The following is a 25,649-nucleotide window of genomic DNA, read 5'->3' as shown; positions in this document are numbered from 1 at the left end:
GCCGGCATGGTCCACTTTGCTCCCCGGTGAAGATGATAGGTGACAGCACCCACTGTTGCTGGCCAGCCACCTGCCCTGGAAAGGCGTGAAATTCTCATGCTTGGCCTTACTTGGCTAAAGCTTGACAGCTCCTGCAGAATGCCCTGTGACAACATCCATATTAACGGTCAATCTACGCCAGATAACGGCTCATTTCCCCAGGCCGCTTTGGCAACCAATGAACTACAACGTTATGTGGCATCGGACGCGATATTCCATCAGCCGGCGCTACGCACGAGAAAAGGCCACCCCCACTTTTAAGAGCGTTGTAGACAAATGTGAATATCGCGTGGCGCATCGGCTAATCGTGCCGAGAAAAAGAAGGTGCGGCACGGCTCGGCTGCTAAATAGTTCTTTGGGGGGCAGTCGTAGTCAAACAGGACGAGCAAATGAGCAAAGCAGGGATTCAGTCCAATCGAGGCGATGGTTACCAAACGCTGGTTGCCTTTGACTGGGCGTTGAGCATTCTTTCGGATCCTGGTTACCAGTGGCTTGAAGTAGATTCCGTAAGCTGGTCAGTGGACGATGTGGTGATCGGCAAAGTAGATGGCACCAAAATTTACTGCCAATGCAAAAAAAACCAGACGCTGCATAAGGCCTGGTCTACCGCCGACCTCGCCGACGAATTGCGCAAGGCAATCAGCTTGTTGACCAGCGACCCGACAGCGGAAATTCGCTTCTATTCGCGCAGCGCGTTTGGTGATCTCTCAAGATTGCGGGAATACAGCACCAACTATGCCGATGAAGCGACCTACCAAACCAATCTGGGCAAGGCCCTTCAAGAGTCAGATACCGAACTAGGAAATCTGCTTGTCGAACAGGCGTCAAATCTTTCGACCTACCAGTTCCTACAACGCACGACGTTTGAAATCAGTCCAGAACTGGATCGCATGGAGGCATTTCTGCGCGAACGTTTGTGGCGGCTGGTAAGCAACGGTTCAGCGGCTTACAACACTCTATGGACACGCCTTGACTACCTCGGAATGCGCATTCGCGGCCACGGCGAAAGTAGCGCGACGCAACATCGATTGACAAAGGACAACCTGACAGACTTGCTGGACAAAGCAGGCTCAATGCTGACCCCTCCCATGGACATGGTAAAGGTTCGTACTTCATTCAAAAGCACTTCTGCCATTGGCCGGTCATGGCGCCGAGATATTGGCAGTGAAAGCATTTCGAATCCATCCGTCAACGAGCTCATCGAAGCCATTGAAGCCAAACATGGCTCTATCTTGCTCACTGGCTTGCCAGGCTCCGGCAAGACCTGCGTGATGCTGGCAGTGCAAGAAGCACTGGAGCAACTTGCCAAAACCCGCACTGACCTGCTGCCGCTGTTCATTCAATCGCGCGAGTTCGCCGACATCGTCACTGCGCAAGACCGTCAAGCCCTAGGCCTGTCTGAACAATGGGTAGAAGAAGCGGCACGCATGGCGGAGGATGGGCACGTAGTCGTGATGATCGACTCGTTAGATGTACTTTCCATTGCCCGTGAACACAGCGTACTTACGTACTTCCTTGCCCAAATTGATCGTCTGCTGCTGGTCCCCAATATTACCGTCGTCACTGCCTGTCGCGATTTTGACTGTCATTACGATCGACGTATTGCCCAGCGCAGTTGGGGTAAAAAAATCACTTGCCAGCCATTGGAATGGGATACCGAGATAGCGCCGCTGCTCGCAAAACTCAGCATTGACGCATCGACCATCGATGCGACCACGCGCGAATTAATTTGTAATCCACGTGAATTGGCCTTGTTTGTTGAATTAGCGCAGCAAGGAGGTAGCTTCAATGTAGTGACCAGCCAAGCGCTGGCACAGCGCTACCTTGCCACGATCGTGCAGGCTAATAGCACACTGGGCCATGCCGCCATGCAAGCCATCGAAGCCATCGCTGCTGAAATGCTAAAGTTGCGCAGTCTTGCAGTGCCACGTCAGCGATTCACCGCCTCACAAGATATTGAACGTGCGCTTCTCAGTAATAAGGTGCTGCATGAGACGCAAGATGGGCAGCTGACATTCGGACACCAAACCCTGCTCGACGTGTTGGTGATCAGCGGCGCGGTGCGCCAAGCTGTGACTTTGAACGCATTCATACAACGTTTACCGCCTGTGCCTTTTGTGCGCCCCAGCATTCGTAGCTTTGTCACGCAGCTGGCAACCGGAGATCGGCGCGAATTCCGAAAGCAGTTGCGTACTGTTTTGACAGGCAACAACGCCTTCCACATTCGCCGTCTTGTGGCGGAAACCTTTTCAGAACAGCCTCCACACGATGACGACTGGCTTTTAATACGCGACCTGCGCAACCAGCATCGTGATGTGTTTCAGGTGATCTACACCCTGGCGGTTCGGGTGGAATGGCATCACTTTTGGATGAAGCATCTAGTACCTTTTTTGAGAGATACCCGCGATGTTGACGGGTTAACGATGCATGTGCACCGGGTGTCTCAATGGAAAAATGACGATGCTGTAGGGGTGTTCGCATTTTGGACCGAAATGCTGGCGCTGGATGGGGTGGACAATACCCAGCTGACAAATTCTATTGCACATGCGATCACGCAAGTCCATGCAGACCATTCGGCGGTGCTTGTGCCTTTGCTTGTCGAATTGCTTAAGTTACCGAGGCAAGAACACAGCTTTCTTGGGCGTGCACTCGCACGCTGCGTAAACGATGGAGGTATGGACGATACGGTTCTATGGCGCTATGTCGCTGACGAAGTCACCGATGATGATGTGCTCGCCTATAGCTTTGGCAAAAAACTGCACTGTCAACCGCATGACTTTGGGACAAGCAATAACAGTTTTCTTGCAGATCGAATGCGAAAGTCCACGGCATTGCTTGACCTGGCTATAGCATCGATTGAGCGATGGAGCCAAATCAAGAACTCAAGCTATGGTGAGGCTCCTAAAAACTTTTGGAGCGGTTTCCTGCACCAAACGTCATACAACGACGCACATACCCAGACCGACCACCGGCACCTTGAAAGTGAACGCATACTGCTGGATGCCGTTGAAACCGCCATCGTGCATCACGCAAACACTCAATCGAATTGGTGGCAAAGCAACAGCGAACGTCTGTGCTTCAGCACAGAAGGCGCATTACGCTATTTCGCCATCCTCGCGTGCATGGCAGCACCAGCCGCAAATCTGGATGTGATTGGCCGTATGCTTTGCAACAAAAAACTGCTCGAATCCTCTTTGTCGTATGAACTCGGCACGCTGATACAAACCACTTTTCTGCACCTTGATTCGGCTACGCAAGACGCAATACATTCGACCGTTTTAACCCTTCACTGGGAAACTACAACTGACCCGAAGCACCATGCATGGGCGCTACGAGATCAAGCGCAACTAATTCTTACCATCCCCTGCCATCTGCGTTCAGCCGATGCACAGGCTGTATTGGACGAATGCGAAAAAGAAATATGGCCTCTGCTTCGCCAGCCGGACATTCACATGCGAGGAGGAATGGTTAGCGCACCGTTTTCTTTCGAAGTGTTTCTTGGTGCAAGCGATGACTCCGTGCTGGACCTACTGAATCACTACAAAGCGCATGTCAGAAGCCCTTTTGATGACTTTCTGATGGGGGGTGAGAGAGAGGTTGGCTCACAATTGCGTGAGGCGGCTTCGCGCCACCCCACCCGTTTTATGAGTCTTTTATCAGCCAACTGGGAGCGGATCTCGGACCGCTTTCGAAACGACCTCATGGAGGGCATTGCGACCTACCTGGCTCACCGCTACGGCAACTTGCAGGTAAATGGCACTTGGTCACCCAAAGATGAGCCCAATGCTGCAGCGCTGGCGCAGCAAATCCTGAATGAGCTGGAAACGCATCCGAGTCATTGGCACCACAACCGCGTCGCATCTAAAGCAATACAGAGCTGTGCGCACGTAGTTGAACTGTCACAGGACGCTACGCGGCTAGTGTCCTTGGCTGCGGATTTTTCTACACTACAGGAGGAGAGCTCCATCTCAGGGGATTCCGTTGATTTGGTCACAGCGGGCATCAATATGGCCAAAGGTAACGCAGCGGAAGCCTTGATGATCGTGGCCAATCAACTTGAAAAGAACGGCGTACCGTGGCCCCAATTGCTACCGAACGTGCTGCGCATATTTGCCGCAGACCCGCACCCAGCTATTCGCGCCCTATTGCTGCGGCGCATGCCCTATTTGCAAAGCCATCACCCAGAACTTGGCTGGGAGCTGTTTGGCCTTGCCATGCAGGAGATATCCCCCGGACTTTGGCCAATAGCCGAATCTAGCCTGTATTACGCTTACCACCAAAAGTTCGAAATTGTCGCTTTGTGGCTAGCACGCCTTTATCGCGAAGGCAGCAAAAAGGATTTTGAGACTTGGGGGCGTATATCTGCACTGGCATCTCTTTCGAAGAGATTGGAGTTTTCTACCCTTCTCGCAGGACTCGACGCTGGGGAAACCGTCGAAGCGTGGCACGGTGCAGCGAGCGTTTGGACTCACAGCGACAACATTCAGCAGCACCGGGAACAGTGTCTCGCCGGTCTTGAGGCCGGCTTGGATGCAGAAAATCATTATGCTGTTGCAGTTGCCCAAAAATTCCGCAACCTCTTCCAGGAGGCAACACCGCTGGTTGCTATACCCATTGAGTTAATTCGGCGCTGCTTGTTCTTGCTAGGAACAGAAAGTGATTCTGCACGAAACGACATCTATGGCTTCGATGCATGGCTGAACGCTATGTCACATCACGATCCAATGTATGCATTAGAAGCAACCGAGATTTACCTTGATTTTGTTCGGCAAACAAAACCCTATCTATACGACCATGAAAACAACCTCACGCAACTGCTAACACGCCTTTTCGCGCAGGCTGAAGAACAGGAGGAGTCAGACGGTAGTGCCATGCTACAGCGGGTGGTAGCGATGCAGGATTCGCTGCTGACTTTGGGTGTCGATGGCATGAATGACTGGCTTAAAGCCGCGGAGCGTCCATGATCATAAATAGCAAAACAGGGACTTTACGAAAACATCGCCATAAAACTCATGAGATTCATGCCCAGCACCAGCCACCACAATCCACCGACTCCAAGGGTGATAACTGGAGCGATCGCGGCGATACGGCTGTAACCGTCCGGGAAACCACCTGCGTCACGCTATCAACAAGAGAGCGCAAGTCTTGAGGTAGTTTTAGAGGTAGAAGAACGCAGCTTTATAGAAATTAAAATAAAAATCAATAGATTACGGATTAGTTCGATTCCTGGTGCCGCACCATACGCAATATCGAAAAAGGCTCACCGAAAGGTGGGCCTTTTTCGTTTATGGGTCTTACGCTCGCCCGTCTCGCTGAAGGATGGTCATATTCATCAAAGACGCGAGTCGACGCATCCCATTCTGGTACCGCGCATCTACATACCTCCCCGAAACGATGAGCGGTTACGGTCGAAAATCAGTGAGGCGGCATAATGGCAGCAGTGCTTATGCACAATCTGCCACTTCACTCCGCCGTTGCGAGCCCCTTTGTAATGAACACCGAACGACGTTACTCGATCATCTTGGAGCACAGCGCCGAGGTGCTGCTGGAACATGCACCCATGGCGCAGATAGAGGCATTTTGGGACGCCAACGATACCCGCTACTTCGGGTTGCGCATGGAGGAAGAGCACAGCGCGCACGCACGAGTGATTGTTACGGACGAAGTCCCCGACGACGAAGATGTGGAGCTTTCTTGTCTGTAGCGAATGTTGCGGGCAACATAAAAAAAGCCCTCGTAGAAATATGAGGGCTTTGTTGTTTCTGGGGTTTGGAGACAGTCCCCGGGACGCCAACACATTGGCTTCTATAGAAGCCAACAAAACCTTACCTCCAGCGCCAGACCAAACATTGCCCGCACACCTAATCGTTACAAATTCGCGTCAGTGCAACGTTGACGGGGTCTCACACCTACCTATAATGCACCCCAACACACCCGCCAAGCCTAGGTTGACCCAGTCAGCAAGCTCAAATCGTGCGGGTTTTTTTTGCCTGGAGAAAAGCTACATGAGGTCCTTCGACAAACCGGCCCTCAGCGTAGAACAGCAATTGGAACTGCTAAAGCAACGAGGCCTGCAAGTCGCAAACAACGACCGGGCCATGCGCTTTCTCGAAGTGGTCACGCTGTTTCGCCTGAGCCCCTATATGCGCCCCTTCCAAGAGCAAGGGCCAGAACATACCTTCAAACCCGGTAGCACTCTGAAAGCCGTAGTCGACATCTACCGATTCGATGGGGCGTTGCGGCGCATAACCATGGACGCCATCGAGAGGGTCGAGGTCGCGATACGAGCAAGCATCAGCAGCCACATGTGCCCCAAGTATGGGTCTGACTGGATCGCCGATGCCTCGGTGTTCTCCTCGTCCTATTCGCACACCGAACTCTTACGCCCCCTTCGGGACCAATTGAGCAAAGAGCGAAATAAATTCGAACGTGAAACGGACCGTATCAAGAAAGGGCGACAGGACGACGGCCTTCAGCAGCAGAGAATCGAAAACCGCATGCGTGATAACTATTTTCGATACTACGGTGCGACCTATGTAGTGGTCTAATTTCCCCGGACACCTCGATAGGTGGAGAATGCATCTATCGAGGAGTTTTTCATGACTGGCAAACGCAGGGCATTCGACGACAGCTTCAAGCTGCAAGTCGTAAAGATGATCAAGGACCAAGGACTGGCCGTTCCGCAGGTCTGTCGCGACCTGAATATTGGTGAGACCGCCGTCCGGCGCTGGGTACAGCAGTACGAGGCTGAACAGCTGGGAGAGGCCGGAATCGGCAAACCGTTGACGGCTGAGCAACAGCGCATCCGGCAGCTGGAGCAGGAAAACCGCCAGCTCAAGATGGATAACGATGTATTAAAAAAAGCCACCGCCTTCTTTGCCCGCGAGCTGAAGTAACGTATCGCCTGGTTCGTCAGCTGCAACAGAAGGCTTATTCGGTGGCGTATGTCTGTCGGCTGCTGGGTATCAGCCGATCCGGTTTCTACGAGGCCAACAAGCGTGCTGGAGCGCCAGCCTCGATTTGTCCCGTGACTGTGCAACTCAAGGCGTCGTTTGCTGCGAGTGGCGGCAGCTATGGCAGTCGCCCGTTGCGTAAAGCGTTGCGCGCTAAGGGTATGGAAATAGGCGTTTATAAAATTCGTCGCTTGATGCGCGCCAACGGTCTGCGTTCGGCCTGGAAGCGCAAGTTTGTGCACACGACCGATAGCAACCACGACCTGCCGATCGCTGAAAATGTGTTGAATCGTCAATTCGAACCCGCGGCGGTGAACAAGGCTTGGGTGGCGGACATTACCTATATCCGGACCCGTAGCGGCTGGCTGTACCTGGCCGTGGTACTGGACTTGTTCTCACGCAAGATCGTGGGTTGGTCCATGGCCCCGAACATGCCTGCCGAGCTGGTGTGTAGTGCCATGCAACTGGCAGTTGCTCAGCGTCAACCGCCACTTGGTCTGATCGCTCACTCGGATCGCGGTAGCCAGTACGCCAGCGCGAGCTACAGGGCGCTGCTGACAAGAAATAACATGCAGCAAAGCATGAGCCGTAAAGGTAACTGTTGGGACAACTCAGTGATGGAGCGCTTCTTCCTGAGTTTGAAAATGGAGCGGGTATGGCGGCGCGATTACGCCAACCACGCCGAAGCGATACGTGACATCACTGAATACATCGTTGGGTATTACAACAACGAGCGGCTGCACTCAAAACTGGGATATCTGCCACCGACCGTTTACGAACGGGCAATGGCGTCGAAACCACCTATCGAGGTGTCCGGAATTAATTGACCACTGCACTATGCCTTTCCCGAACTGCCGCCCGCATGGGCCATTCTTGAAGAACTCAGCCTCGGTACGGTATCCACCCTATTCAATGCCATAGGCAGAAGTGCCGACAAGAAAGCTATTGCCGCCAGATTCGGTCTGCCGTTCGATGTTTTGGCTTCGTGGCTCCACACCCTGACCTTCATACGAAACTGTTGCGCCCACCACTCGCGGTTATGGAACAGAGAACTCTCAATTCGGCCCTCGCTACCCAAAGAGTGGAATATCCCAAACGCAGCTGCCAGCAGACCTCAGCCCAAACAGCGGCTTTATATCGTATTGACGATCCTCGCGTATCTAACCGATTTGATCAGTCCAGACAGCCGGTGGAAACCTCGTCTCGCAGAAATCATGGAGCATCTGGAATCAACGAATTTAAGCCTGATGGGCTTTCCTGGCGATTGGAAACGTCAACCGCAATGGCACCTGGAATAAAAACCCGAAGTAAAAAAAAGCCCTCGTAGAGATACGAGGGCTTTGTGTTTCTGGGGTTTGAAAGACCAAGTCTTAGTGACCAGCGCTCTGCCCACCATCCACATGCAGAATCTCACCAGTAACAAAGTTCGCGCTATCCAGGTAAACAACCGCCTGAGCAATGTCACCGATCTCGCCCATATGCCCAACCGGATGCAGATTCCCCAGCGCTTCATGCGTTTCCTCACCATGCATCGGCGTCTTGATGATGCCTGGCGAAACCGCATTCACCCGAATCCCACGCTTGGCGTACTCAATCGCCAGGGACTTGGTCGCCGCGTTCAAACCACCCTTGGTCAGCGAAGCCAGAACCGATGGCACACCATCAACCGCGTGGTCCGTCAGACTGGTGGTGATGTTGACCACGTGGCCTTTGCCCTGTTTTTCCATCTCGTTGATCGCGAGTTGGGTGATGTAGAAGAAGCCGTTCAAGTTAACCGACAACACATTGGCGTAGTCTTCAGCGGTGTAGGCAGTGAACGGCTTGGCAATGAAGATCCCGGCGTTGTTGACCAACGTATCGATGCGGCCAAAACGGGCGATGGCTTCGCGGATCACTTGCTGCGCAACAGCCGGGTCGCCAATGTCGCCCGCTACAGTGAGGATGTCCGGGTCGGTAGATGGTTTGATCGAACGCGAAGTGGCGACAACCTTGTAATCCAGATCACGGAACGCTTTGACCATGCCGGCGCCGAGGCCTTGGGATGCGCCGGTAATGACGATGACTTTTTTCGAATTGCTCATGATGAACCTCTGCTAATTAAAAGATGATTTAAATAAGTAAGTAATCAGGCTTCAGCGGGGGCCTTGGCCATTTGTCTCAGCATTTGTTCGTAGTACTCGACCGACTGCGATCCGGACACCAGGTGACGACCGTTGAGGATCATGGCCGGGACCGAATTGATCCCGTGCTGGCGGTAGAACGCATCAAGCTCGCGCACTTCTTTCGCGAACGCTGCGGATGCCAACACTTCCTGCGCAGCTGCCACATCCAGTCCTGCTTCCCCGGCCAGACGAGCCAGCGTTTCGCGATTGCTCGGGTTCTGGCCATCGGTGAAATAAGCGCGCAACAGGATCTTCTTCAGCTCGATCTGCCGCCCTTCCTGCAACGCCCACAACAGCAACCGGTGCGCATCAAACGTGTTGTAGAAGTGCGTGCGCTTTTCCAGATCGAACGTGAAACCGATGGCCTCGCCACGAGCGATTTGCATGGCTTTGCCGGCGGCGACGTCCTCGGCGGTGCGTCCATACTTGCGCATTAAATGCTCAACAGCTTTTTCACCGACCGCCGGCATGTCCGGGTTCAACTCGAAGGGCTTGTAGGTCAGCGCCACCGACACTTCACCGGCCACGTTCTCAATCGCCTGCTCCAGCGCCGTCGCGCCCAATGCGCACCACGGGCACACCACGTCGGAGATGAAGTCGATGGAGACGGGCGCGGTCATGACTTGCCCTCCGCCTCTGCCAGTTTTTTGCGGTATTGGGTGGTGGTGATGCCGGCGTAGCCCCAGTTATCGGTGTCGACTTCTTCGATCACGATGTGGGTCAGGTGCGGATCCTTTTTGAGGACGCGCTCCAGGGTTTCAGTGATTTCGGCGATCACCTGAGCTTTCTGCTCTGAGGTAACGCCATCGCGGGTGATGCGAACGCTGACAAAAGGCATGAGGGAATCTCCAGTGACCTGCCCTTCGGAATGAATGGGTAGGCGTTGGAGCTCAATGTAGGGAGTTAGCTGGAGGGGATAAAGGTGGGGACGGGAACATCATTAGTTACTTGGTGTAATGAGTGCGCTAGGGGCAGGCGAAAAAATGTTTGCATCAAAAATGATCAATCGCTAACCTCCATTTATCGTAAATTTTAGATAACCATTTAAAAAAGGAGATTGCTCATGGCAATCCAATTCTTCGACAGTCCGTTCCATGTCACGCATGACGAGGAAGTCGCCAGCAAAATGGCTCTGAAAATGGAGTTGTCCATTTTCATCACTGAGTGCATCAAAAAACTGGGCCTCAAACAGAGTGAGACCGCAGCCAGGTTGAACGTGACCCAATCACGTGTTTCTGAACTCACCACTGGGAAAATCGAGAAGTTTACGATCGATGCAATGATGGACATGCTGGATAAACTCGGCTTTCGCACCACGTTTACTCTGCCATCCAACGATGCTGGCGCGTTGCCTCAGATAGTCATTTCACAAGCTCACGCCTGCTAGACGTTCCACTCCATATTCCGAAGCTCCCGTTTGAGCTCCTTCAACCGATCCTCCGCAACTGCCATTGCGTGACGATCAGTTCGATTCGTCGTCTTCACGAACGAATGAAGGACGAAAATGGTGTCCGCATACTTCGTGATGTAGATGCATCGGTATGCCGGGCTACCATTGATGATCATCTCAATCGTCCCCGCCCCGATTGAACTCAGCTGCTTTATTGCCAACTCTGGATCCCCGCCGTACTGCACACGCATCAGGTCTTTCCCAAACTCATCCTGAACCCAGTCCGGCAAGGCCTTGTACTCCCGTGTTGCAGCTTCACTTACAAAAGCAAATCTCTTCAAATGCTGGATTCCTACCTGAAACAGTCGATGCCTTCTCAACGTCCAGTAGACGATTGAAGGGATGCTGTTTAGTAGTTATCGCAGGCTTCTTTTTCCGTAGGACTCAGCCCCTTTTGATGTAGTCCGTTTTGTAACGTGTCGCTTTTTTTCACTTTCTGCGACACGTTATTGGAACGTGTCGCTGATAACGACATGTGCGAGTTGATGCGTTCCTTCGTTAACGGCCTGCCCTCAGCGATTGGAAGCGCTCGGTGCTCATTCATTTCGCGCACAGATTCCAGCAAATCCTTTTGAAACTGATCCAATTCGATATCCAATACTGATGCCTATTTCGCCAGTCGATAAGGTCTCAACAAGCCTTCTCAAATTATCAAAATTATTGCTGGGCAATATTTATTTCCCAGCCATAAAAATCACCAAAACATTTCGGCACGCCACCACCTAGCCACGATTGCGCATCCTCCCCTCTCAAGCTACCTTCAGGTCGTCGCTGCCAATTCAGCGACCGGGCCTGAGAACCCGAGTAAGATACAGGCGCACAAGCGCCCATAATCACGATTGTTGGCGTTTTTTTGTGCCTGCATTTCCGTGTAATGGCGGCTGTGCGTGGGAGACCTTCGGGTCTGCCGGGTTCCTGTATCTCCGGTTTCTCAGCCCACGCATAGCTGCCACCCATTCGCCTGAGAACGAACGTGGTAGCTCAAACTTTGATTCAGGAGTTTTTGCTAATGCCCGCTATCGATCCGTCCAAAATTTGCGCTACCGCTCCACCAGCCATCACCCACCACCGCCCAAAAACCGGAGGTGCCCAATGACCAACCCTCAAGACCTCAAAACCATCGGCCTCACCCCTTTCTCCTACCACGCAAACGATGCACTCTTCCGCATCAACGCTGGCGTCCCGGTGATCCAGGCCCTCTCCCACGCTTCCGATCTGCTCCACATCGCCAAACTTCTCGCATCAGATGCCGCGATGGTTCGGGATACCGACCGGCATGCCTGGGCATTGCATTATTTGCAGGATATGAGTAAGGCGATTATTGATGATGTGGTGAAGGTGCTCGCCGCACCGTGTAACAACCGATCCAGTGACGTCGCACCATAAAAAATTGCACGCATAAATAAGCCCCGAGCCTATCGGGGCGTTTTGAGTCGTTCTTATTAACGTGTCGCAATTTTTCACTTTTTGCGACACGTCTTCGGAACGTGTCGCCGCGGACGACATGTTGGCGACACGTGTCGCCGAAATTGGATTTTTGCGACATGAGCTTTGTCGCGAGGGAGACAACTACCGTTTGAGTGCAAAAAAAAGCGTTGCTTGTGAGAATTTTGGGGCCGCTTCGCAGCCCAGCGGGAGCAAGCTCCCTCGCCACAGAGGTGAGCAATCAAGCGACGTCGACAGTTTCCACCGTGATCTGCTTAAGCGCATAAAACGGCGCCAGCGCAGCTTCATCCGCAGTGGAGCCGGTAATCAACCGCCACTCCCGCTCAATCGGCGTCCAATGCTGCTGCCGGGCACGGCCCAACTTGTCGGTGTCGGCGAGGACAACAATCTGCGCCGCACGCTTGATGATGCATTCCTTGAGATACGCCTGCTGCGCACTCGCTTCACACAAACCAAACTCCGCGACCACACCGTCCGCACCCAGAAAGGCCTTGTCGACGCTCAACCGGCTCAACGTCAGTTCCGCCAACGGCCCCAATGTGCTCATGCTCGAACCGCGCAGATCGCCGCCGATCAGGGTCAGGCGCACGCCCGGCGCGTTGGCCAGGGTCATCACCGCCAGCAGATTATTGGTCACCACATGCACGTCTTGCCGTGAACACAAATGGTGAGCCAGCGCGGCGCAGGTGGTGCCGCCATCGAGCAATACGGTATCGCCATCCTGAACGTGAGCCGCCGCCGCTTGGGCGATGGCGTCTTTCTGTTCCCACTGGCTGGTTTTGCGTTCTTCGAGGGAAGCTTCCGGCTCATGAACGCCAACCACCGAAGTCGCGCCGCCGTAGGTGCGCACCAGATGCCGCTGTTTGGCGAGCATGGTCAGGTCACGTCGCACGGTCGCTTCCGAGACCCCGAGCGCCGCGCTCAATTGCTCGACGTTGGCATCGCCAATGCGTACGAGATCGAGGATGGCGCGGTGGCGTTCGGAGGCTTTCATGGCGGGTCTCGTTGTGTGGACGGTGGTCGATCTTACACGACAGCGCCCGTGCGCCTCATCCCCGTCGCGTGGCAAGCTCCGCACCCTGGCGCAGCGCTTCGAGCAGGCTGCGTTCATCGGCGATGCCCTTGCCGGCGATATCGAAAGCAGTGCCGTGGTCGACCGAAGTGCGGATCACGTCCAGGCCCACGGTCACGTTCACACCGGCTTCAAGCCCCAGCACTTTGACCGGGCTGTGGCCCTGGTCGTGATACATCGCCACCACCAGGTCGAAGTCGCCGCGTCCGGCGCGGAAGAACAGCGTATCGGCGGGCAGCGGGCCGGTCACGTCGAGGCCGCGTTCCTGCAACAGCTTCACCGCAGGGATGATCTTTTCTTCCTCTTCGCCATAACCGAACAGACCGTTTTCACCGGCATGCGGGTTGATCCCGCACACGCCGATTCGTGGCTTGGCAATGCCGGCCTTGATCAGCGTCGCGTTGCCGCGCTCGATGGTGCGCTGGACCAGGCCCGGTTCGATCTTGCGGATCGCGTCGATGATCCCGATGTGGGTGGTGACGTGAATCACCCGCAGCTGCGGCGCCACCAGCATCATCGATACTTCGTCGACGTTGGTCAGGTGCGCGAGCATTTCGGTGTGGCCCGGGTATTTGTGGCCGCCGGCGTGCAGCGCTTCCTTGTTCAATGGCGCGGTGCAAATGGCATCAATCTGGCTGGCCTCGGCGAGTTGCACAGCGCGGGCGATGTATTGATAAGCGGCGTCACCGGCGATGGGCGACAGTTCACCGAACGGCAGGTCGTCGGGGATCAGGTCGAGGTCGATGCAGTCAATGGTGCCGGCCTCGTACAACGCTTGGGAGGCATCTTCGATGCGGCGCACTTTGGCGCTGCCGCCGACGATGACGTTGGCCTGCTCCAGGCGACGGGCATCGCCGATCACCAGTGGTCGGCATTGCTGGTAGACGATGTCATGAGTCAGGCTCTTGACGATGATTTCCGGGCCGACGCCCGTGGCGTCGCCCATGGTGATGCCGATGATGGGGAGGTAGTTGTTCATAGTGTTCATTGGAGTCCTTGGATTCGTGTGCGTTTGGACGGGGAGCGATCGGCGTTGTCGCTCAAGTGTTGCCATGCCGCATACAAGGCGTGATCGGTGCCGAACGCGCCTGCCTTGGTAACGATGCCGGGACGATGGCCCTGCCGGGAATCGGTCGGGCGGGCGAAGGCGACGCCGGCTTCGATTTCCGTCAGCAGTTGCAGGCTGTCGATGCCGACGGTGGTCAATATGGCCCGCGCCGTCTCGCCACCCGTGGCGATCAAGCCGCCAACCTTGGCGAAGTGGGGTTCTACCAGCACGGCCAGCAGGTTCGAGAGTTGCGCGCCCTCCTGGGGATCGAACGCTTCATCGCGGCCGATGCGCAGCAGCAGGTCACTCCAGCCGTCCAGTTGCTCGCCGATGCGCGCCTGCCACGTCGCCCAATCGACATGCGTTGTGCCCTGGCGAAGGACCTCGGGCGGTACGACCAATTCGCTGACGCCGCCACGCTCCTTGAGCCGTGCGCATTGCCGGTCGCAGACTCCGGAAAGGCTACCGACGAGTATCAGGATAGGCGCCTGACTTTTTTCGACTGCATCCGGTTCGATGGCCGTGAAACCTGTTTCGCTGAAGTCAGGAAGACCGGCTATTTCCCGAGCGAGACCACCCGAACCGATCCAGAACAGCGGCTGTTCCATCGACGCGGTCAGGCGAGCGAGGGTCAGCAGGTCATCTTCGGTTTGTGCGTCGACGATCAACGCCTGCGTGCCGCTGCGGGCGACTTCGATAATGTGCTGTGCGAGCGCATTTTCGTTGCCGCGCAAGGTGTCGAGGTCCAGCTTCGCGGTGCTCAGGCCCGCGGCGATGAGCATCACTTCGACGTCAGCCGGGCGGTCGGCGTTTTCGAGTTTCCAGGTGTCGGTGGTTTCCAGTGGCTGGCCGTTCACGAACACCCGACCGCCACGCAACGTACGCCCGGTGGCGGGAAACGCCGGGGCGACGATGGCCAGGCCTGCCAACGGTTGCAGGGCAGCGACTTCGGCCGCCCAGTTGCCGCGCAAGGTTGAATCGATTTTTTTATACAGTCGCTGCCCGGGTTGATGCAGCGCTTTAAATGCAGCGACGGTGCGCTCGGCGGCCCGCTCCGGAGAGAGGCGTCGAGTGTCCGTATCGGCCGCAATCACCTGAGCGTCAGCCTTGTCATTCAAAGGGTCGAGCGTGACCACCGTTTGTAGCCCCGCGCTCGCAAAACCGATGGCGCAATCTGCCGCGCCCGACAAATCGTCCGCGATGATCAGAATCCTCATCGCAAGGCCTCCTGCTTTTGAGGCTCTATCTCCGGTTCAGGGATAACGACGGGATTGCGCTGTTGCACGCGCTTGGCAACGGCTGCGGTGAGCAACGGCGCGAGAATCGCTGTGACCACGACACAAGCGGCGACCAATATGGTCGCACTCTTGGCCGCTTCTGCGTACACCGGATTGGCCGCCGCGATCAGTGCTGGCACGGCGGCGGCGTTCCCGGCGGTGGTGGCCGCAGCGACGCCGGCGACGCCAGTGCCACCGGTCAAACGGTCAGCGAAGAACAGCGGGATACCGGTCAACACGACAACCGCAACACCCATTCCCAGACCGAGCAAACCGGCCTGCCAGACGTTATGCAAATCCAGGCTGGCGCCGAGTGCCAGGGCGAAGAACGGGATCATCACCGGAACGGCTTTGGCCAGAAAATCGCGCATGTCACGGTCAAGATTGCCCAACAACATGCCCAGGGCCAGCGGCAGAATGCTGCCCACCAGCGTCGGCCACGGGAAGGCCGACAGGCCGGCGATACCCAAGGTGACCATCGTCAGAAAAGGCCCGGACTCCAGGGACATGACCGAGTAGGCACCGACGTCTTCGGATCGACCGTATTGCCCCATCAGCGCCATGTACAACCCGCCGTTGGTGTCGTTCATCGCAGCAACGATCGCCAGCGTGGAAATACCGGCGAACAGCCCTGACGAAACCGGCTGCTCACCCAGGAAGTGCCCAAGCACAATGCCGATCAGGACAGCGATGCCGACTTTGGTGATGAGCAGCGTGCCGCCCTTCTTCAGCAGGTAAGGCGTGGCCTTGATGTTGATGCTCGCGCCCATGCAAACGTAGAACACCGCGAGGATGGGTAATGCCCCGGTGAACAGCGCATTGGTGAAAGAGCCGAAAAACTTCGGTGTATCGGGAAGAAAGGTAGCCACCAGCGAACCGATCAGCAGCGGGACAATCATCATGCCGCCAGGGATGCGTTCTATGGTGCGCTTGATAGGAATTTGGGCCACGAGGGTCTCCTTTTATAATTGTTTGGCAAGACGTTTATCACCTCGAAACTGACTGAATCGATCACGCAGTGATTAATTCAGTCAAATTTATCTTAGGCTTTCGTCATGAACTGCGCAAATCAATCATTCAAATGATCGTTTTGATCATTTGTGGTGGAGGAGCCTGCTGTAACAGGTGAATTTATGCCCTCGTTGAAAAGAGGTAACAAGGTGTAAACCTTAATCGGGACGAGCCACCGCGCACTTAAAAGCCCCGAATTACTCGAGGCTTTTAAGCTTGAGGACATCGTTAGTAATTTCGGCCCTCTGCATAAAAATGAGTTTTCGTGCATAAAAACGATCATAAAACTGCCTGTTTGCATAAAAACGTTTCGAAATCGTCAAATGTATCCGGATGGTCGACTCAAGATCTTCAAGTTGACACCGACGTCGCAAGTGGCAGAGAGTCGGTCCAAGAGCGCGAAACCGACTGCCATCAGGTGGCTATAGTCGGCGTTAGGAACCCCGTTGATGACCTGGAGATCAGCGCTCGGGTGAGACCTCTTCTCCCCTGCTTGAGGGAGCACAATATCAAGCAACCTCTTCAAGAAAAGCAGCCTAATCAGGCTGCTTTTTTTGTTTGTGGGGAAGACATCGTTGATAAACCAACATCCCATGCCGATGCTTGTTTAGTACCTGGTCCAAGGCGTGATTGAGATCGACTGCACTTGGTTGTTCCCGAGCGTCGCTCGCCAGTATCGATAGCGGTATATCCCGGATATCTGGCAAACCAATGTCTTTCCAGTTTTGTTGACCGAGAACTTCCTTTATCCCTGGTACATCCATCGGTATCTACTCGCTCGCGTCGTGGATGCTGGCAAATGCCTTGATATCCAATGGGCTCAAATTCGGAGAAAAATCTCGAATTGATGAGTCGATATTTCAGCGAAACAAGTCAGGGATGGAAATCAGGCGGGTTCTCTTTTTGACTGGGAGACGTCCGGTAGCCGTGCAGGTAGCGGCTTTCTTATACGTACGAAATGGCGCGACCTTATGAAAACAAAACGCAAAAAAATGCCCAAACCTCCCGGTCCGAGCATTCTTTGACCCCGATCACCCACCCTCCCCCAGAAACCCGCGATCCTGCGCAACCCTCCAACCATCGGACGCCAGCATCAATTCGCTACTAAACTCGGGACAAGCGGGTTCAGGTGCAGGATTATAGCCAGCACGTATCGCCCAACCGACGGCCAGGTACACAACAATAGCCAGCCCACTTCAGAGGGCATTACCCAATGGATAGCAGAACCCTACGCAACCTGATGCGCATTGTGCAGACTGGCTCATTGTCAGCGGCGGCAGAGCATTCCTGTTTGACCGTGCAGGCATTGGCTGCACAGTTGAACAAAGTCGAAGAGCAGTTTGGTTTTCGGTTGTTTCGTCGCTCCAACAAGGGGTTGACCCTGACCACGCAGGGCTCGGAACTCACGCCTTTCATGGACAAGGTGTTGGTGGCCACGCGGCAACTGGAAGAAAAAGTTGCTGCGCTGAAAGAGCCTGGGCAGCGCACGCTCAAAGTGGCGCTGAACACAACGCTTTCGGCTGACTTCAATCGACGAATGATCGGACGCCTGATTGAGGTGTTTCCCGACTATCAGCTGGAATTCAGCTACGCCGAGTCGATGGAAAACCTCAGCAAGCTCAAAAACGAAGACTTTGACCTGGCCGTGTTGATCGGCCCGCAGCAGCCAGGGATGCCCAGCATTATCCTGCCCGAGGTTCAGGTGCAGGTGGTCGGTGCCCATTGCGGTCAGGAACATGATCCGCTGGTGATGCTTGGCAACAAATTTCAGGTGCGTCCGGCCGACGATTGTCCGTATTCCCACAGTTTCTTGCGCTTTCTCGACGCCGGCCTTGGCAATTACGAGTCGAACAAACGGATGGTTTACTCCTGCAGTGAGACGCTGACGCTCTCCTTGATCACGCAAATGGACGGCCTGGGCATGGTGTCCCGTGACGCCGCCCAACGTAACGGCTTGACCATTTTCCCTGGCTTCGAGGATGCCCTCGAAGTTCGGTTGGCGGTCAATAACCCAGAGTTGTCGAGCCAGGCTTTGCACGATGTGGTCGACCTGGCGCTACATGAACGAACCGAGCGCAATGTACGCAGCCGTTCCCACCGCAACGGAGAGAAAGAGGTTTTTGCTGAAGTACGCACATAACAACGTCGGAATCGCGGCATAAAATTCCGGGCGATCGAGCTGCACGTGTTGATCCTTGATCAACAGCGGTGTGACGCTGATGGCAGCGACGATCGCCACCGGCAGGAATTCCAGCGCCCGGGCGACGAAGGGCGGCCAATGGTCGGTGTTCACTTGCAGCGGCAGCGCACGCGGCAAGAACGTCACAGCCATCATCAGGACGACGACCAGAATCAGGAACGTTTGGTCAGGCATACACCCACCCCGCAGCCCACAAAGGTGGCGATGAATACGTTGAACGGCGAGCTGCCGACCAGGCTCAGTGCGCCCATACAGGCGACGGCGGCCAGTGCAGCGATGAGTTTGTTACGCGTATTGCACAGCGAAACCAGCACGTAGAGCATCATCGCCGTCAGCGCGTAGTCGAGCTGATACTTGATCAAGTGCGCCGCGTACTGCGCGCAAATCGCCCCGAGCAATCCGCCGAGCACCCACGAGGTGTGGCAAAACAGATTGAAGCCGATCAGGTAGCGCACATTGACCGGCGCACCCTTGCCCAGTTTGACGCTGTGGAAGGCGAACGACTCATCGGTCAACCCACCCGCATAACACCAACGCTCAAGTCGACTGAGCCCCATCGCCTGCAACGCCTTGGCCATGTAAACGGACATCAGCATGTGCCGCGCGTTGATCAGAAACGTGGTGAGGACGATGGTGGTCAGTGACGCGCCGCTGGTAATCAGCGCCAGCGCAGCGAACTGCGAAGCACCGGCGTAGACAAACAGGCACATCGCGACCGGTAACCACACCGGCATCCCGGCATTGACCGCCATCAGGCCGAACACGAACGACACCGTGAAATAGCCCGCCACTACCGGGCTGGCTTCTGCAAAGGTGCGCGAGCGTTGTTGTGGCCCGACCATCAGCGGACGGCTGCTGGACGTCTCATTCATAGATCCCTCTCAAATGTTCTTTCGCCACGCGGTTCGCAAAAACCCTGGGCACTCCAAAAGCGTTGGCCGACGAGGTTTGCATCGTCGACAAACAGGAACATGCGCAGCACGCCCACGCGTTTCATGTCCGCCGATGCCGCTTCAACCAAGCGTTGACCGACACCCTGGCTGCGATACATCGGGCTCACGGCCAAATGGTTGATCGTGCCGCGACTGCCGAGCATGCCGCCCAGTACCGCGCCGACGATTTCGCCACTGGCGTCCAGCGCAATGAATGCGGTGGTGGTCTTTTGCACCAATACACCACGCAGGCATTTGGCGTCCTGCCATTCGCAGAAAGACACCTCTTCGAATTGCCGGAAGAAGCGCTCCAGGCGCTGGGCATCCTTGGCTGTCGTACGCCTCAGCATTACCGGTGCAGGGCACTCGGCGAGGCTGATCGCGGCGTTGTACTGTTCAGCGAACAATGTCGAAAGCGGTCCCGGGCCGCGAGAAGGAAATCGCCAGAATTTGCCGATAAGCCATGGCGTGGGAATGGGTGTTGCGCGCCGGCGTGACGTAGTGGCGCATGTCCCGATCCAGGAAGTAAGTGGTGTCGAGAATGTCGGTGTAAGTCGTCGACGCCAGATGTTCTTGTTCATGGGCGCTGTACAAGCGGCTTTCCGCCCCCTCCACGTTATTGCGCCCCCAGAAATGCACGCCGCTGAACGGGTAACCGTCGCAGTGAATGCCTTCCGGGGTGATCTCCAGTTGCTTACCTGGCTTGATCTCGATGCGGATCTGGTGAATCTGGCATTGCCAGATTTCATCGTGCAGTTCCGGCGGCAGAACGTTTTTGTACACCTCGAAATCCGTGTCGATCAGGCTGCGCATCACCGGCGAATGAATGATTTCATCGGAGAAGTCCTGGAAGTGCCGAACCATTCCGCCCACGTAGGCGTTGTTGGCCTTGGACTGGACGTAGGCGCGGTGTTCCAGCTGCGTCAGTTCACGGGTCACCGGGTTGTATTCGAAATCACTGTAGCGACGGTATCGATTGCCCGCGTCAGCCTGACCGTAGTAACTGTCGGGCTCCATGTTTTCCCAACTTCGGGTCAATCTGACGAAGTCGGAGAAGTGACCGAATAGATTGAAGTCACTACTTTTGACGTTGACGTATTTGTCGCGCCGTAGCGATTCGCCCACTTCTTTATTCAAAACGAGCATTTTCAAAATCTCCGTGCATTTAGCTACCTAATCTAGAGAGCACAGGATTTGCGTCCATGAGAAAGAATTTCAGGCATATCAAGCACTGCTTGAAACGGAGTATGAAGTCGCTTCAATTCCACTTTTCAAGACTGAAAACAGCGGTTTTTAGTGCGTTTTTGCAGTCACAAGGCAAAAAAAAACCCCGAATCAATCGGGGTTTTTTTCGAGTTTTAACGCTCAGTCGATCATCAGAAGATGCTGATCGGGTAATCCACGAACACACGCACTTCGTTACCGCTGACGTTGTACTCGCTGGATTTTTGCGACACACGCAGAACCGAACTGCGCAACTTCACACTCAGGTCTTTGGCCGGGCCATTTTGCACGACGTACTTGAACTGGTTGAAGATTTCGCGCTCGGTACCGCCTTCGCTGGTGGACGTGGTGATGTTGTCACCGCGCACATAAGCGAAGTTGTAGGTCAGGCCCGGAACGCCGAATGTGCTGAAGTCCAAACCGTAGCCCAACTGCCAGCTGCGCTCGTCTTCAGCGTTGAAGTCGGACCAGTAGGAGTTTGCCAGGTAGATGGTGTTGCCGCCGTCGCCGATACGCCCCTGGTCTTTCTGATAACCACCGTAGGCGTAGCCCAAGTTGCTGTCACCGGTGCTGTGTTGGTGCGCGAGGGTGAACGAGTGCGGGCCGGTGACGAATGTTGCGGCCAGGCTCCAGATCTTGTTGTCGTCGCCGGTGATCCCGTTTTCGCGGACGTAAGCATCGTCCAGCTTGGTGCGGTAACCGTTGAAGTCCAAGGTCAGGGACTGATCCTTGTCGATCGGGAACAGGTAGTTGGCGTTCACGTATTGCTTCTTCAGCACGTCTTCGACATCGGAAGCGTACAGCGCGCCTTTGAATTGTTCGGTGAACTGGTAGCTGCCGCCCAATACGTTGATCGACTTCAAGCCACCGCTGTCATGGCCTTCAGCGCTTTTACGCGACTCGGCGGTGAAGCGGCCGGCGTCCAGTTGCAGGCCTTTGATCTCTTTGGAGGTGATCAGGGTGCCGGTGTAGCTTTCTGGCAGTAGACGCGAGTTGTCGTAGTTCAACACCGGCAGGGCCGGCATCTGGTCGCCGTAAGTCAGCGTGGTGCTGGACAGACGGAATTTGACGGCCGCGCCGCCCTTGGACAGATCATCAGCAGGCTGGCCGCTGGCGCCCTTCTTGAAGAAGTCGATGCCTTGCGCGCCGCTACGGTCTTCGCTGCGCTCCAGATTAAGGGCGTACAGACCGAAAGCGTCCACACCCACACCCACGGTGCCTTGGGTGAAGCCGGACGAGAACGTGCCGATGGCCGCCTGGCCCCACTCGGATTTATCCGGGTTGCCGTCTTTGTAGTCACGGTTCATGTAGGCGTTGCGCAGCAGCACGTTGAGGCTGCTGTCTTCTACGAAACCCTTGGATTGGGCCTGGTCGTTCGCCATGGCCGGTGTTGCACTCAATATCCCCAGAGCGATCAGGCTGATTCGCTTGTTCAACATCTTGTTTTCCTTATTTCGGGTTGAAACGTGCTGTGTCAAACGGCTGAAACGGCGCTATCGCACTCTTTTTTCACCCCAAAACAAAAAGGCCCGCACACGAAAAAATCGTGGCGGACCTTTTATTATTTTTTGAGTCGTGGCGGTTAGCCACAGGCGTTGGGCGCGATCCTAGTCGGGCCCACAACTGCCTGTCAATTTGACGAATTGACTATGGATAGACGAAAAACGCCTAAGCGCTTTGGGCAAGCCAGGTCGCAAATGCTTCCGGCTTGCCGAGCCATGGGCTGACATCGACCAGGGAGAATTGGCCATCTTGCTCAAGCGCCAGCGTTGGAAAACCCTGACCGCCGACGCGGGCCAGTAAGGCGCGACTGTCTTTGATGTGCTGATCGGTATTGGCACTTTTCAAGGCGGCCGCAAATGCCACGGGCTCCAAATCGATGCCTATTGCCAATTCAAGCAGCACCGATTCGTCCGCAATGCGCCGACCTTCCACATAGTGAGCGGTCTGCAAACGCCCCAACAACTCGATACCGCGCCCGGCTATCTGCTCAGCGGCCAGCACCGCAGCGATCGGTGGATCGGAATCGAACACCGCCGTTTCATCACGCAGCAGGCCTTCAAAATAGGCTTCACCAAAGGGCTGGCCCGTGAACTCGGCGATGCGCCGGTCGTGTGGCATCACGTAGTTGCGCAGTTGTGGCGAAACTGCCTGGCGGTTGGCGCCGGTCATCATGCCGCCGCCGTGGGCGATCACGGGCAACACGCCTTGGGCAGCCTGTACCAACGGTTTGGCGCCGTAACACCAGCCGCACAATGGGTCGTAAATATAATGAAGGATCATCGCAAGGCTCCGGCAATACGTCAGGAAGATTCAATGGCCGGCAGACTAATCCTCAGGTGGTTTCGGAAAAACGCTGGAATGGCTTTCAGTCTGTTTCATGAATCGGTCGAATGACGCCGCGTGGCCGTTGTAGCAACTTCGACACAACTCGACACAATCAAACAGCCACCATTTTCAAGAACAATTAACGAAAGTAAATAACAAGCATTACCATTCGCATCCTGAAATTTCCCACCCCTTTCGGATGCGCTTCTTGATGCCTGCCCCGTTCCGTCTAACGCCCGCTACGCTTGGGCTGTCTGCCTTTTTGTCCACCGGTTTTGCCTGCGCTTCCACCACTGTTTTACCCGAGACCGCGATCAGCGCCGATGTGGAGGCTGATGACCCTCGCGTAAAAGAAACCAACACCGCGACCCGAACAGAGACCCCGGTGCGTTACGTGCCACAGGCCATCGACTCGATCAAAACCTCGAACGTCATGGATTACGGCACCAACGACCTGGGCACAGCGCTCAGTGGCCTCCCCAACGTCAGCAGTGGCGCCGATACCCGCTTCGACAGCCTGCGCATCCGTGGCTTCGACGCGAGCAACGACTTCTACCTCGACGGCATCCGCGATGACAGCCAATACGTGCGCGACTTGCACAACATCGAACGCATCGACGTCCTCAAAGGCCCGGCGTCAGTGTTGTATGGCCGTGGCAGCCAGGGCGGCATCGTCAACCGGGTCAGCAAGGTGCCGGAGTTCGGTCGCCGCTCGACCCTCGAAGCCCAGGGTGGCAGCGATGACCTGCGCAGCTTGTATGCCGACCTCAGCACCGACCCGAGCGAGAACATCAGCCTGCGTTTGAACATGGGCAACATGGATCAGAACAGCTTTCGCGATGGCGTCAGCGGTAATCGACAACTGTTCGCGCCGTCGATGAGTTGGCAACTGACGCCGGACCTGAACTGGCTGGTGCAATACGAATACAGTCGCTACAACCGTACGCCGGATCGGGGTGTTCCCGGTGTGAATGGGCGTCCGGCGGATGTAGGACGCGATACGACCTACGGCAGCGAGCACGATTTCATCGACGACAAGTCGCAATCCCTACGCTCCAGGCTCAGCTATGAACTCAGCGACAACTGGCAACTGCGCCACACCCTGGGCGTGTTCAAGCTCGACAGCGATTTCGACAACACTTACCTGACCGGTTACACCCCGGCAACCAACAAGGTGACGCGCCAGCACTGGCAGCAAGATCTGACCACCCGCAACGTGTACAACAACGTTGAGCTGGAAGGCGGTTTCCACACGTTTGGACTGGAGCATCGTCTGCTGACCGGCCTCGAAACGGGCAGCCAGCGCCGCGATCCGACCTTGTACAACGCCGCCACCTCCGGACGCGGCAGTTCACCCGTGCCGGCCCTGGACCTGTACAACCCCAATCGCGATTTGCGCCATACCGGACGCATGCAGGTGTCCAGCAGCAGCCACACCGAAGTCGAGAGCCGCGCGGTGTACGTACAGGATCAACTGCGCCTGAACGATCAATGGCAACTGCTGGCCGGTCTGCGTTACGACACATTCGACATCGAGTCGACCAACAAGCTGAAGGACATTTCCGAAGACCGTGACAGCCACAGCACCAGCCCGCGTGTCGGGGTGGTCTGGACGCCGCTGCAGAATCATTCCTTCTACGCGTCCTGGACCAAAACCTTTTCGCCGGTGGGCGGCGGTTTGATCGGCATCACACCGGGTGCGCCCGGTAACGCCAATGACTTGAGCCCGGAGCTGACCAAGCAAAAAGAAATCGGGGTGAAGAGCGATTGGTTCGATGATCGCCTGAGCACCACACTGGCGATCTACGAACTGGAACTCTACAACCGTCGCACCAGCGACCCGAATGACCCCACCGTGACCTTGATGAGCGGCCTGCAACGCTCGCGCGGAATCGAGCTGACCGGCACCGGCAAAATCACTGGCAACTGGTATGTACGCGGTGGTGTGGGCGTGCAGGACGCCACCGTCGAGAAGGATAACAACGGCTTTGAAGGCAAACGCATCAGCAATGTGGCCAAGCACAATGGCAGCCTGTTCCTGACGTGGAAACCGGAAATGGGTTGGTACGCCGAAACCGGTCTGACCCTGGTCGGCCAGCGTTATGCCGACAACCTCAATACGGTTGTGCTGCCCGGTTATGGCCGTTGGGATGCACTGGCCGGGTTCCGCCAGAAGGACTGGGACTTGCGCGCGGCGCTGAACAACATCAGCGATAAAACCTACTACGCCTCCGCCACGAGTGCCGCGCAGATCCAGCCGGGCGAACCGCGCAGCGTGGTGGTGACCGGAACCTACAGCTTCTAAGGAGGCAGTAAAACCTGAAGCAGCTGCCGAAGGCTGCGTTCGAGGACGAAGTCCTCGTAAACCGGACACCGCAGTTTTTCTGAAAAAACGCGCTGTTCGGTTTGACGACTGCTGCGCAGCCGGACGCAGGCTCCGCCAGCTGCTACACGTTCGGTGTACGTCCCATAAGATTCACGCAAAAAAAAGCGCCGCCATCCCGGCA

General features: G+C 55.7%; 24 protein-coding genes. 9 read left to right on the top strand and 15 right to left on the bottom strand.

Annotated elements, in window-relative coordinates; translation table 11 throughout:
- Positions 1–428: 428 nt before the first annotated feature.
- The 5 genes from LOY55_RS01370 (at position 429) to LOY55_RS01350 (ending at position 8,290) form a co-directional block, all read left to right on the top strand.
- The gene (locus tag LOY55_RS01370) at positions 429–5,003 is read left to right on the top strand and encodes an ATP-binding protein (RefSeq protein ID WP_258667505.1); all 4,575 of its coding nucleotides are present in this window, start codon (positions 429–431) and stop codon (positions 5,001–5,003) included.
- Between the two features lie 527 nt (positions 5,004–5,530).
- Entirely contained in the window at positions 5,531–5,743 is a 213-nt protein-coding gene (locus LOY55_RS01365) for a hypothetical protein (RefSeq protein WP_046031369.1), read from the top strand.
- A 301-nt stretch (positions 5,744–6,044) separates the two neighbouring features.
- Positions 6,045–6,587, top strand: coding sequence for an Abi family protein (locus LOY55_RS01360; protein WP_223524214.1), 543 nt, complete (start codon positions 6,045–6,047; stop codon positions 6,585–6,587).
- A 51-nt stretch (positions 6,588–6,638) separates the two neighbouring features.
- Positions 6,639–7,819 (top strand): IS3 family transposase gene (locus LOY55_RS01355; RefSeq protein WP_408980969.1). Its coding sequence is split into 2 segments (ribosomal slippage): positions 6,639–6,906 and positions 6,906–7,819, totalling 1,182 coding nucleotides; the frame shifts between segments, so codons are not numbered across the junction.
- A 3-nt stretch (positions 7,820–7,822) separates the two neighbouring features.
- Complete coding sequence (locus LOY55_RS01350; protein ID WP_223523178.1) at positions 7,823–8,290, top strand: Abi family protein; 468 nt, start codon at positions 7,823–7,825, stop codon at positions 8,288–8,290.
- A 72-nt stretch (positions 8,291–8,362) separates the two neighbouring features.
- On the opposite strand, the gene LOY55_RS01345 is transcribed toward LOY55_RS01350, so the two are convergent.
- Genes LOY55_RS01345 through LOY55_RS01335 form a run of 3 tightly spaced genes read right to left on the bottom strand, consistent with a single transcriptional unit; the run spans position 8,363 to position 9,992 of the window.
- Complete coding sequence (locus LOY55_RS01345; RefSeq protein ID WP_027922197.1) at positions 8,363–9,073, bottom strand: SDR family NAD(P)-dependent oxidoreductase; 711 nt, start codon at positions 9,071–9,073, stop codon at positions 8,363–8,365.
- Between the two features lie 44 nt (positions 9,074–9,117).
- A complete protein-coding gene (locus tag LOY55_RS01340) occupies positions 9,118–9,774 on the bottom strand; it encodes a DsbA family oxidoreductase (protein ID WP_223523167.1) in 657 nt (218 codons plus the stop codon).
- Entirely contained in the window at positions 9,771–9,992 is a 222-nt protein-coding gene (locus LOY55_RS01335; RefSeq protein ID WP_046031263.1) for a 4-oxalocrotonate tautomerase family protein, read from the bottom strand. Before LOY55_RS01335 ends, LOY55_RS01340 begins: the two co-directional genes overlap by 4 nt.
- 225 nt (positions 9,993–10,217) lie before the next feature.
- On the opposite strand from LOY55_RS01335, the gene LOY55_RS01330 reads away from it, so the two are divergent.
- On the top strand, positions 10,218–10,541 hold the full coding sequence (locus tag LOY55_RS01330) for a helix-turn-helix domain-containing protein (RefSeq protein ID WP_046031264.1): 324 nt from the start codon (positions 10,218–10,220) through the stop codon (positions 10,539–10,541).
- Here LOY55_RS01330 and LOY55_RS01325 read toward each other — a convergent pair.
- On the bottom strand, positions 10,538–10,885 hold the full coding sequence (locus LOY55_RS01325) for a type II toxin-antitoxin system RelE/ParE family toxin (RefSeq protein WP_046031265.1): 348 nt from the start codon (positions 10,883–10,885) through the stop codon (positions 10,538–10,540). The two genes, LOY55_RS01330 and LOY55_RS01325, sit on opposite strands and share 4 nt — an antisense overlap.
- A gap of 68 nt (positions 10,886–10,953) precedes the next feature.
- Positions 10,954–11,202 (bottom strand): hypothetical protein, encoded by a 249-nt coding sequence (locus LOY55_RS01320; RefSeq protein WP_223523166.1) that lies wholly within the window; start codon positions 11,200–11,202, stop codon positions 10,954–10,956.
- 494 nt (positions 11,203–11,696) lie between these two features.
- On the opposite strand from LOY55_RS01320, the gene LOY55_RS01315 reads away from it, so the two are divergent.
- Positions 11,697–11,990, top strand: coding sequence for a DUF3077 domain-containing protein (locus tag LOY55_RS01315; RefSeq protein ID WP_223523164.1), 294 nt, complete (start codon positions 11,697–11,699; stop codon positions 11,988–11,990).
- Positions 11,991–12,270: 280 nt separating this feature from the next.
- Here LOY55_RS01315 and LOY55_RS01310 read toward each other — a convergent pair whose 3' ends face one another.
- Genes LOY55_RS01310 through LOY55_RS01295 form a run of 4 tightly spaced genes read right to left on the bottom strand, consistent with a single transcriptional unit; the run spans position 12,271 to position 16,397 of the window.
- Positions 12,271–13,044, bottom strand: coding sequence for a DeoR/GlpR family DNA-binding transcription regulator (locus LOY55_RS01310; RefSeq protein WP_046031267.1), 774 nt, complete (start codon positions 13,042–13,044; stop codon positions 12,271–12,273).
- Between the two features lie 55 nt (positions 13,045–13,099).
- Complete coding sequence (pdxA, locus tag LOY55_RS01305; protein WP_223523176.1) at positions 13,100–14,101, bottom strand: 4-hydroxythreonine-4-phosphate dehydrogenase PdxA; 1,002 nt, start codon at positions 14,099–14,101, stop codon at positions 13,100–13,102.
- Positions 14,102–14,106: 5 nt separating this feature from the next.
- Positions 14,107–15,387, bottom strand: a complete 1,281-nt coding sequence (locus LOY55_RS01300; protein ID WP_109785318.1) for a four-carbon acid sugar kinase family protein — start codon at positions 15,385–15,387, stop codon at positions 14,107–14,109.
- Positions 15,384–16,397 carry a 2-keto-3-deoxygluconate permease gene (locus LOY55_RS01295; protein ID WP_077432267.1) on the bottom strand — a complete coding sequence of 338 codons (1,014 nt, stop codon included), beginning with the start codon at positions 16,395–16,397 and terminating at the stop codon, positions 15,384–15,386. Before LOY55_RS01295 ends, LOY55_RS01300 begins: the two co-directional genes overlap by 4 nt.
- A gap of 1,274 nt (positions 16,398–17,671) precedes the next feature.
- Between LOY55_RS01295 and LOY55_RS01290 the strand changes: the two genes are divergently transcribed.
- A complete protein-coding gene (locus LOY55_RS01290; protein WP_223523162.1) occupies positions 17,672–18,598 on the top strand; it encodes a LysR family transcriptional regulator in 927 nt (308 codons plus the stop codon).
- On the opposite strand, the gene LOY55_RS01285 is transcribed toward LOY55_RS01290, so the two are convergent.
- The 6 genes from LOY55_RS01285 to LOY55_RS01260 all read right to left on the bottom strand — a co-directional run bounded on the left by LOY55_RS01285 (position 18,515) and on the right by LOY55_RS01260 (position 23,097).
- On the bottom strand, positions 18,515–18,832 hold the full coding sequence (locus tag LOY55_RS01285) for an AzlD domain-containing protein (protein WP_077432265.1): 318 nt from the start codon (positions 18,830–18,832) through the stop codon (positions 18,515–18,517). The two genes, LOY55_RS01290 and LOY55_RS01285, sit on opposite strands and share 84 nt — an antisense overlap.
- Positions 18,811–19,530: an AzlC family ABC transporter permease gene (locus LOY55_RS01280; protein WP_046031272.1), complete on the bottom strand. Its 720-nt coding sequence runs from the start codon at positions 19,528–19,530 to the stop codon at positions 18,811–18,813. Before LOY55_RS01280 ends, LOY55_RS01285 begins: the two co-directional genes overlap by 22 nt.
- Entirely contained in the window at positions 19,527–19,940 is a 414-nt protein-coding gene (locus LOY55_RS01275; protein ID WP_223523173.1) for a GNAT family N-acetyltransferase, read from the bottom strand. The genes LOY55_RS01280 and LOY55_RS01275 overlap by 4 nt, the downstream gene beginning before the upstream one ends.
- A gap of 46 nt (positions 19,941–19,986) precedes the next feature.
- A complete protein-coding gene (locus LOY55_RS01270; RefSeq protein ID WP_046031273.1) occupies positions 19,987–20,736 on the bottom strand; it encodes a 2OG-Fe dioxygenase family protein in 750 nt (249 codons plus the stop codon).
- Between the two features lie 230 nt (positions 20,737–20,966).
- Entirely contained in the window at positions 20,967–22,253 is a 1,287-nt protein-coding gene (locus tag LOY55_RS01265) for an OprD family porin (protein WP_223523160.1), read from the bottom strand.
- A 229-nt stretch (positions 22,254–22,482) separates the two neighbouring features.
- Positions 22,483–23,097: a DsbA family protein gene (locus LOY55_RS01260; RefSeq protein ID WP_223523158.1), complete on the bottom strand. Its 615-nt coding sequence runs from the start codon at positions 23,095–23,097 to the stop codon at positions 22,483–22,485.
- 256 nt (positions 23,098–23,353) lie between these two features.
- On the opposite strand from LOY55_RS01260, the gene LOY55_RS01255 reads away from it, so the two are divergent.
- Positions 23,354–25,447, top strand: a complete 2,094-nt coding sequence (locus LOY55_RS01255) for a TonB-dependent siderophore receptor (protein WP_223523156.1) — start codon at positions 23,354–23,356, stop codon at positions 25,445–25,447.
- Positions 25,448–25,649: the final 202 nt, after the last annotated feature.

Origin of the sequence: Pseudomonas sp. B21-040 (assembly GCF_024748695.1) — a bacterium.
Lineage (GTDB): Bacteria > Pseudomonadota > Gammaproteobacteria > Pseudomonadales > Pseudomonadaceae > Aquipseudomonas.
This window is presented reverse-complemented; position numbering and strand designations above follow the sequence as displayed.

Coding starts and splice junctions, on each gene's coding strand:
- LOY55_RS01265 (WP_223523160.1), bottom strand. CDS start 22,253: ATGTTGAACAAGCGAATCAGCCTGATCGCTCTGGGGATATTGAGTGCA.
- LOY55_RS01255 (WP_223523156.1), top strand. CDS start 23,354: ATGCCTGCCCCGTTCCGTCTAACGCCCGCTACGCTTGGGCTGTCTGCC.
- LOY55_RS01315 (WP_223523164.1), top strand. CDS start 11,697: ATGACCAACCCTCAAGACCTCAAAACCATCGGCCTCACCCCTTTCTCC.
- LOY55_RS01335 (WP_046031263.1), bottom strand. CDS start 9,992: ATGCCTTTTGTCAGCGTTCGCATCACCCGCGATGGCGTTACCTCAGAG.
- LOY55_RS01310 (WP_046031267.1), bottom strand. CDS start 13,044: ATGAAAGCCTCCGAACGCCACCGCGCCATCCTCGATCTCGTACGCATT.
- LOY55_RS01330 (WP_046031264.1), top strand. CDS start 10,218: ATGGCAATCCAATTCTTCGACAGTCCGTTCCATGTCACGCATGACGAG.
- LOY55_RS01370 (WP_258667505.1), top strand. CDS start 429: ATGAGCAAAGCAGGGATTCAGTCCAATCGAGGCGATGGTTACCAAACG.
- LOY55_RS01360 (WP_223524214.1), top strand. CDS start 6,045: ATGAGGTCCTTCGACAAACCGGCCCTCAGCGTAGAACAGCAATTGGAA.
- LOY55_RS01365 (WP_046031369.1), top strand. CDS start 5,531: ATGAACACCGAACGACGTTACTCGATCATCTTGGAGCACAGCGCCGAG.
- pdxA (WP_223523176.1), bottom strand. CDS start 14,101: ATGAACAACTACCTCCCCATCATCGGCATCACCATGGGCGACGCCACG.
- LOY55_RS01260 (WP_223523158.1), bottom strand. CDS start 23,097: ATGATCCTTCATTATATTTACGACCCATTGTGCGGCTGGTGTTACGGC.
- LOY55_RS01345 (WP_027922197.1), bottom strand. CDS start 9,073: ATGAGCAATTCGAAAAAAGTCATCGTCATTACCGGCGCATCCCAAGGC.
- LOY55_RS01340 (WP_223523167.1), bottom strand. CDS start 9,774: ATGACCGCGCCCGTCTCCATCGACTTCATCTCCGACGTGGTGTGCCCG.
- LOY55_RS01300 (WP_109785318.1), bottom strand. CDS start 15,387: ATGAGGATTCTGATCATCGCGGACGATTTGTCGGGCGCGGCAGATTGC.
- LOY55_RS01280 (WP_046031272.1), bottom strand. CDS start 19,530: ATGAATGAGACGTCCAGCAGCCGTCCGCTGATGGTCGGGCCACAACAA.
- LOY55_RS01290 (WP_223523162.1), top strand. CDS start 17,672: ATGGATAGCAGAACCCTACGCAACCTGATGCGCATTGTGCAGACTGGC.
- LOY55_RS01275 (WP_223523173.1), bottom strand. CDS start 19,940: ATGCTGAGGCGTACGACAGCCAAGGATGCCCAGCGCCTGGAGCGCTTC.
- LOY55_RS01270 (WP_046031273.1), bottom strand. CDS start 20,736: ATGCTCGTTTTGAATAAAGAAGTGGGCGAATCGCTACGGCGCGACAAA.
- LOY55_RS01285 (WP_077432265.1), bottom strand. CDS start 18,832: ATGCCTGACCAAACGTTCCTGATTCTGGTCGTCGTCCTGATGATGGCT.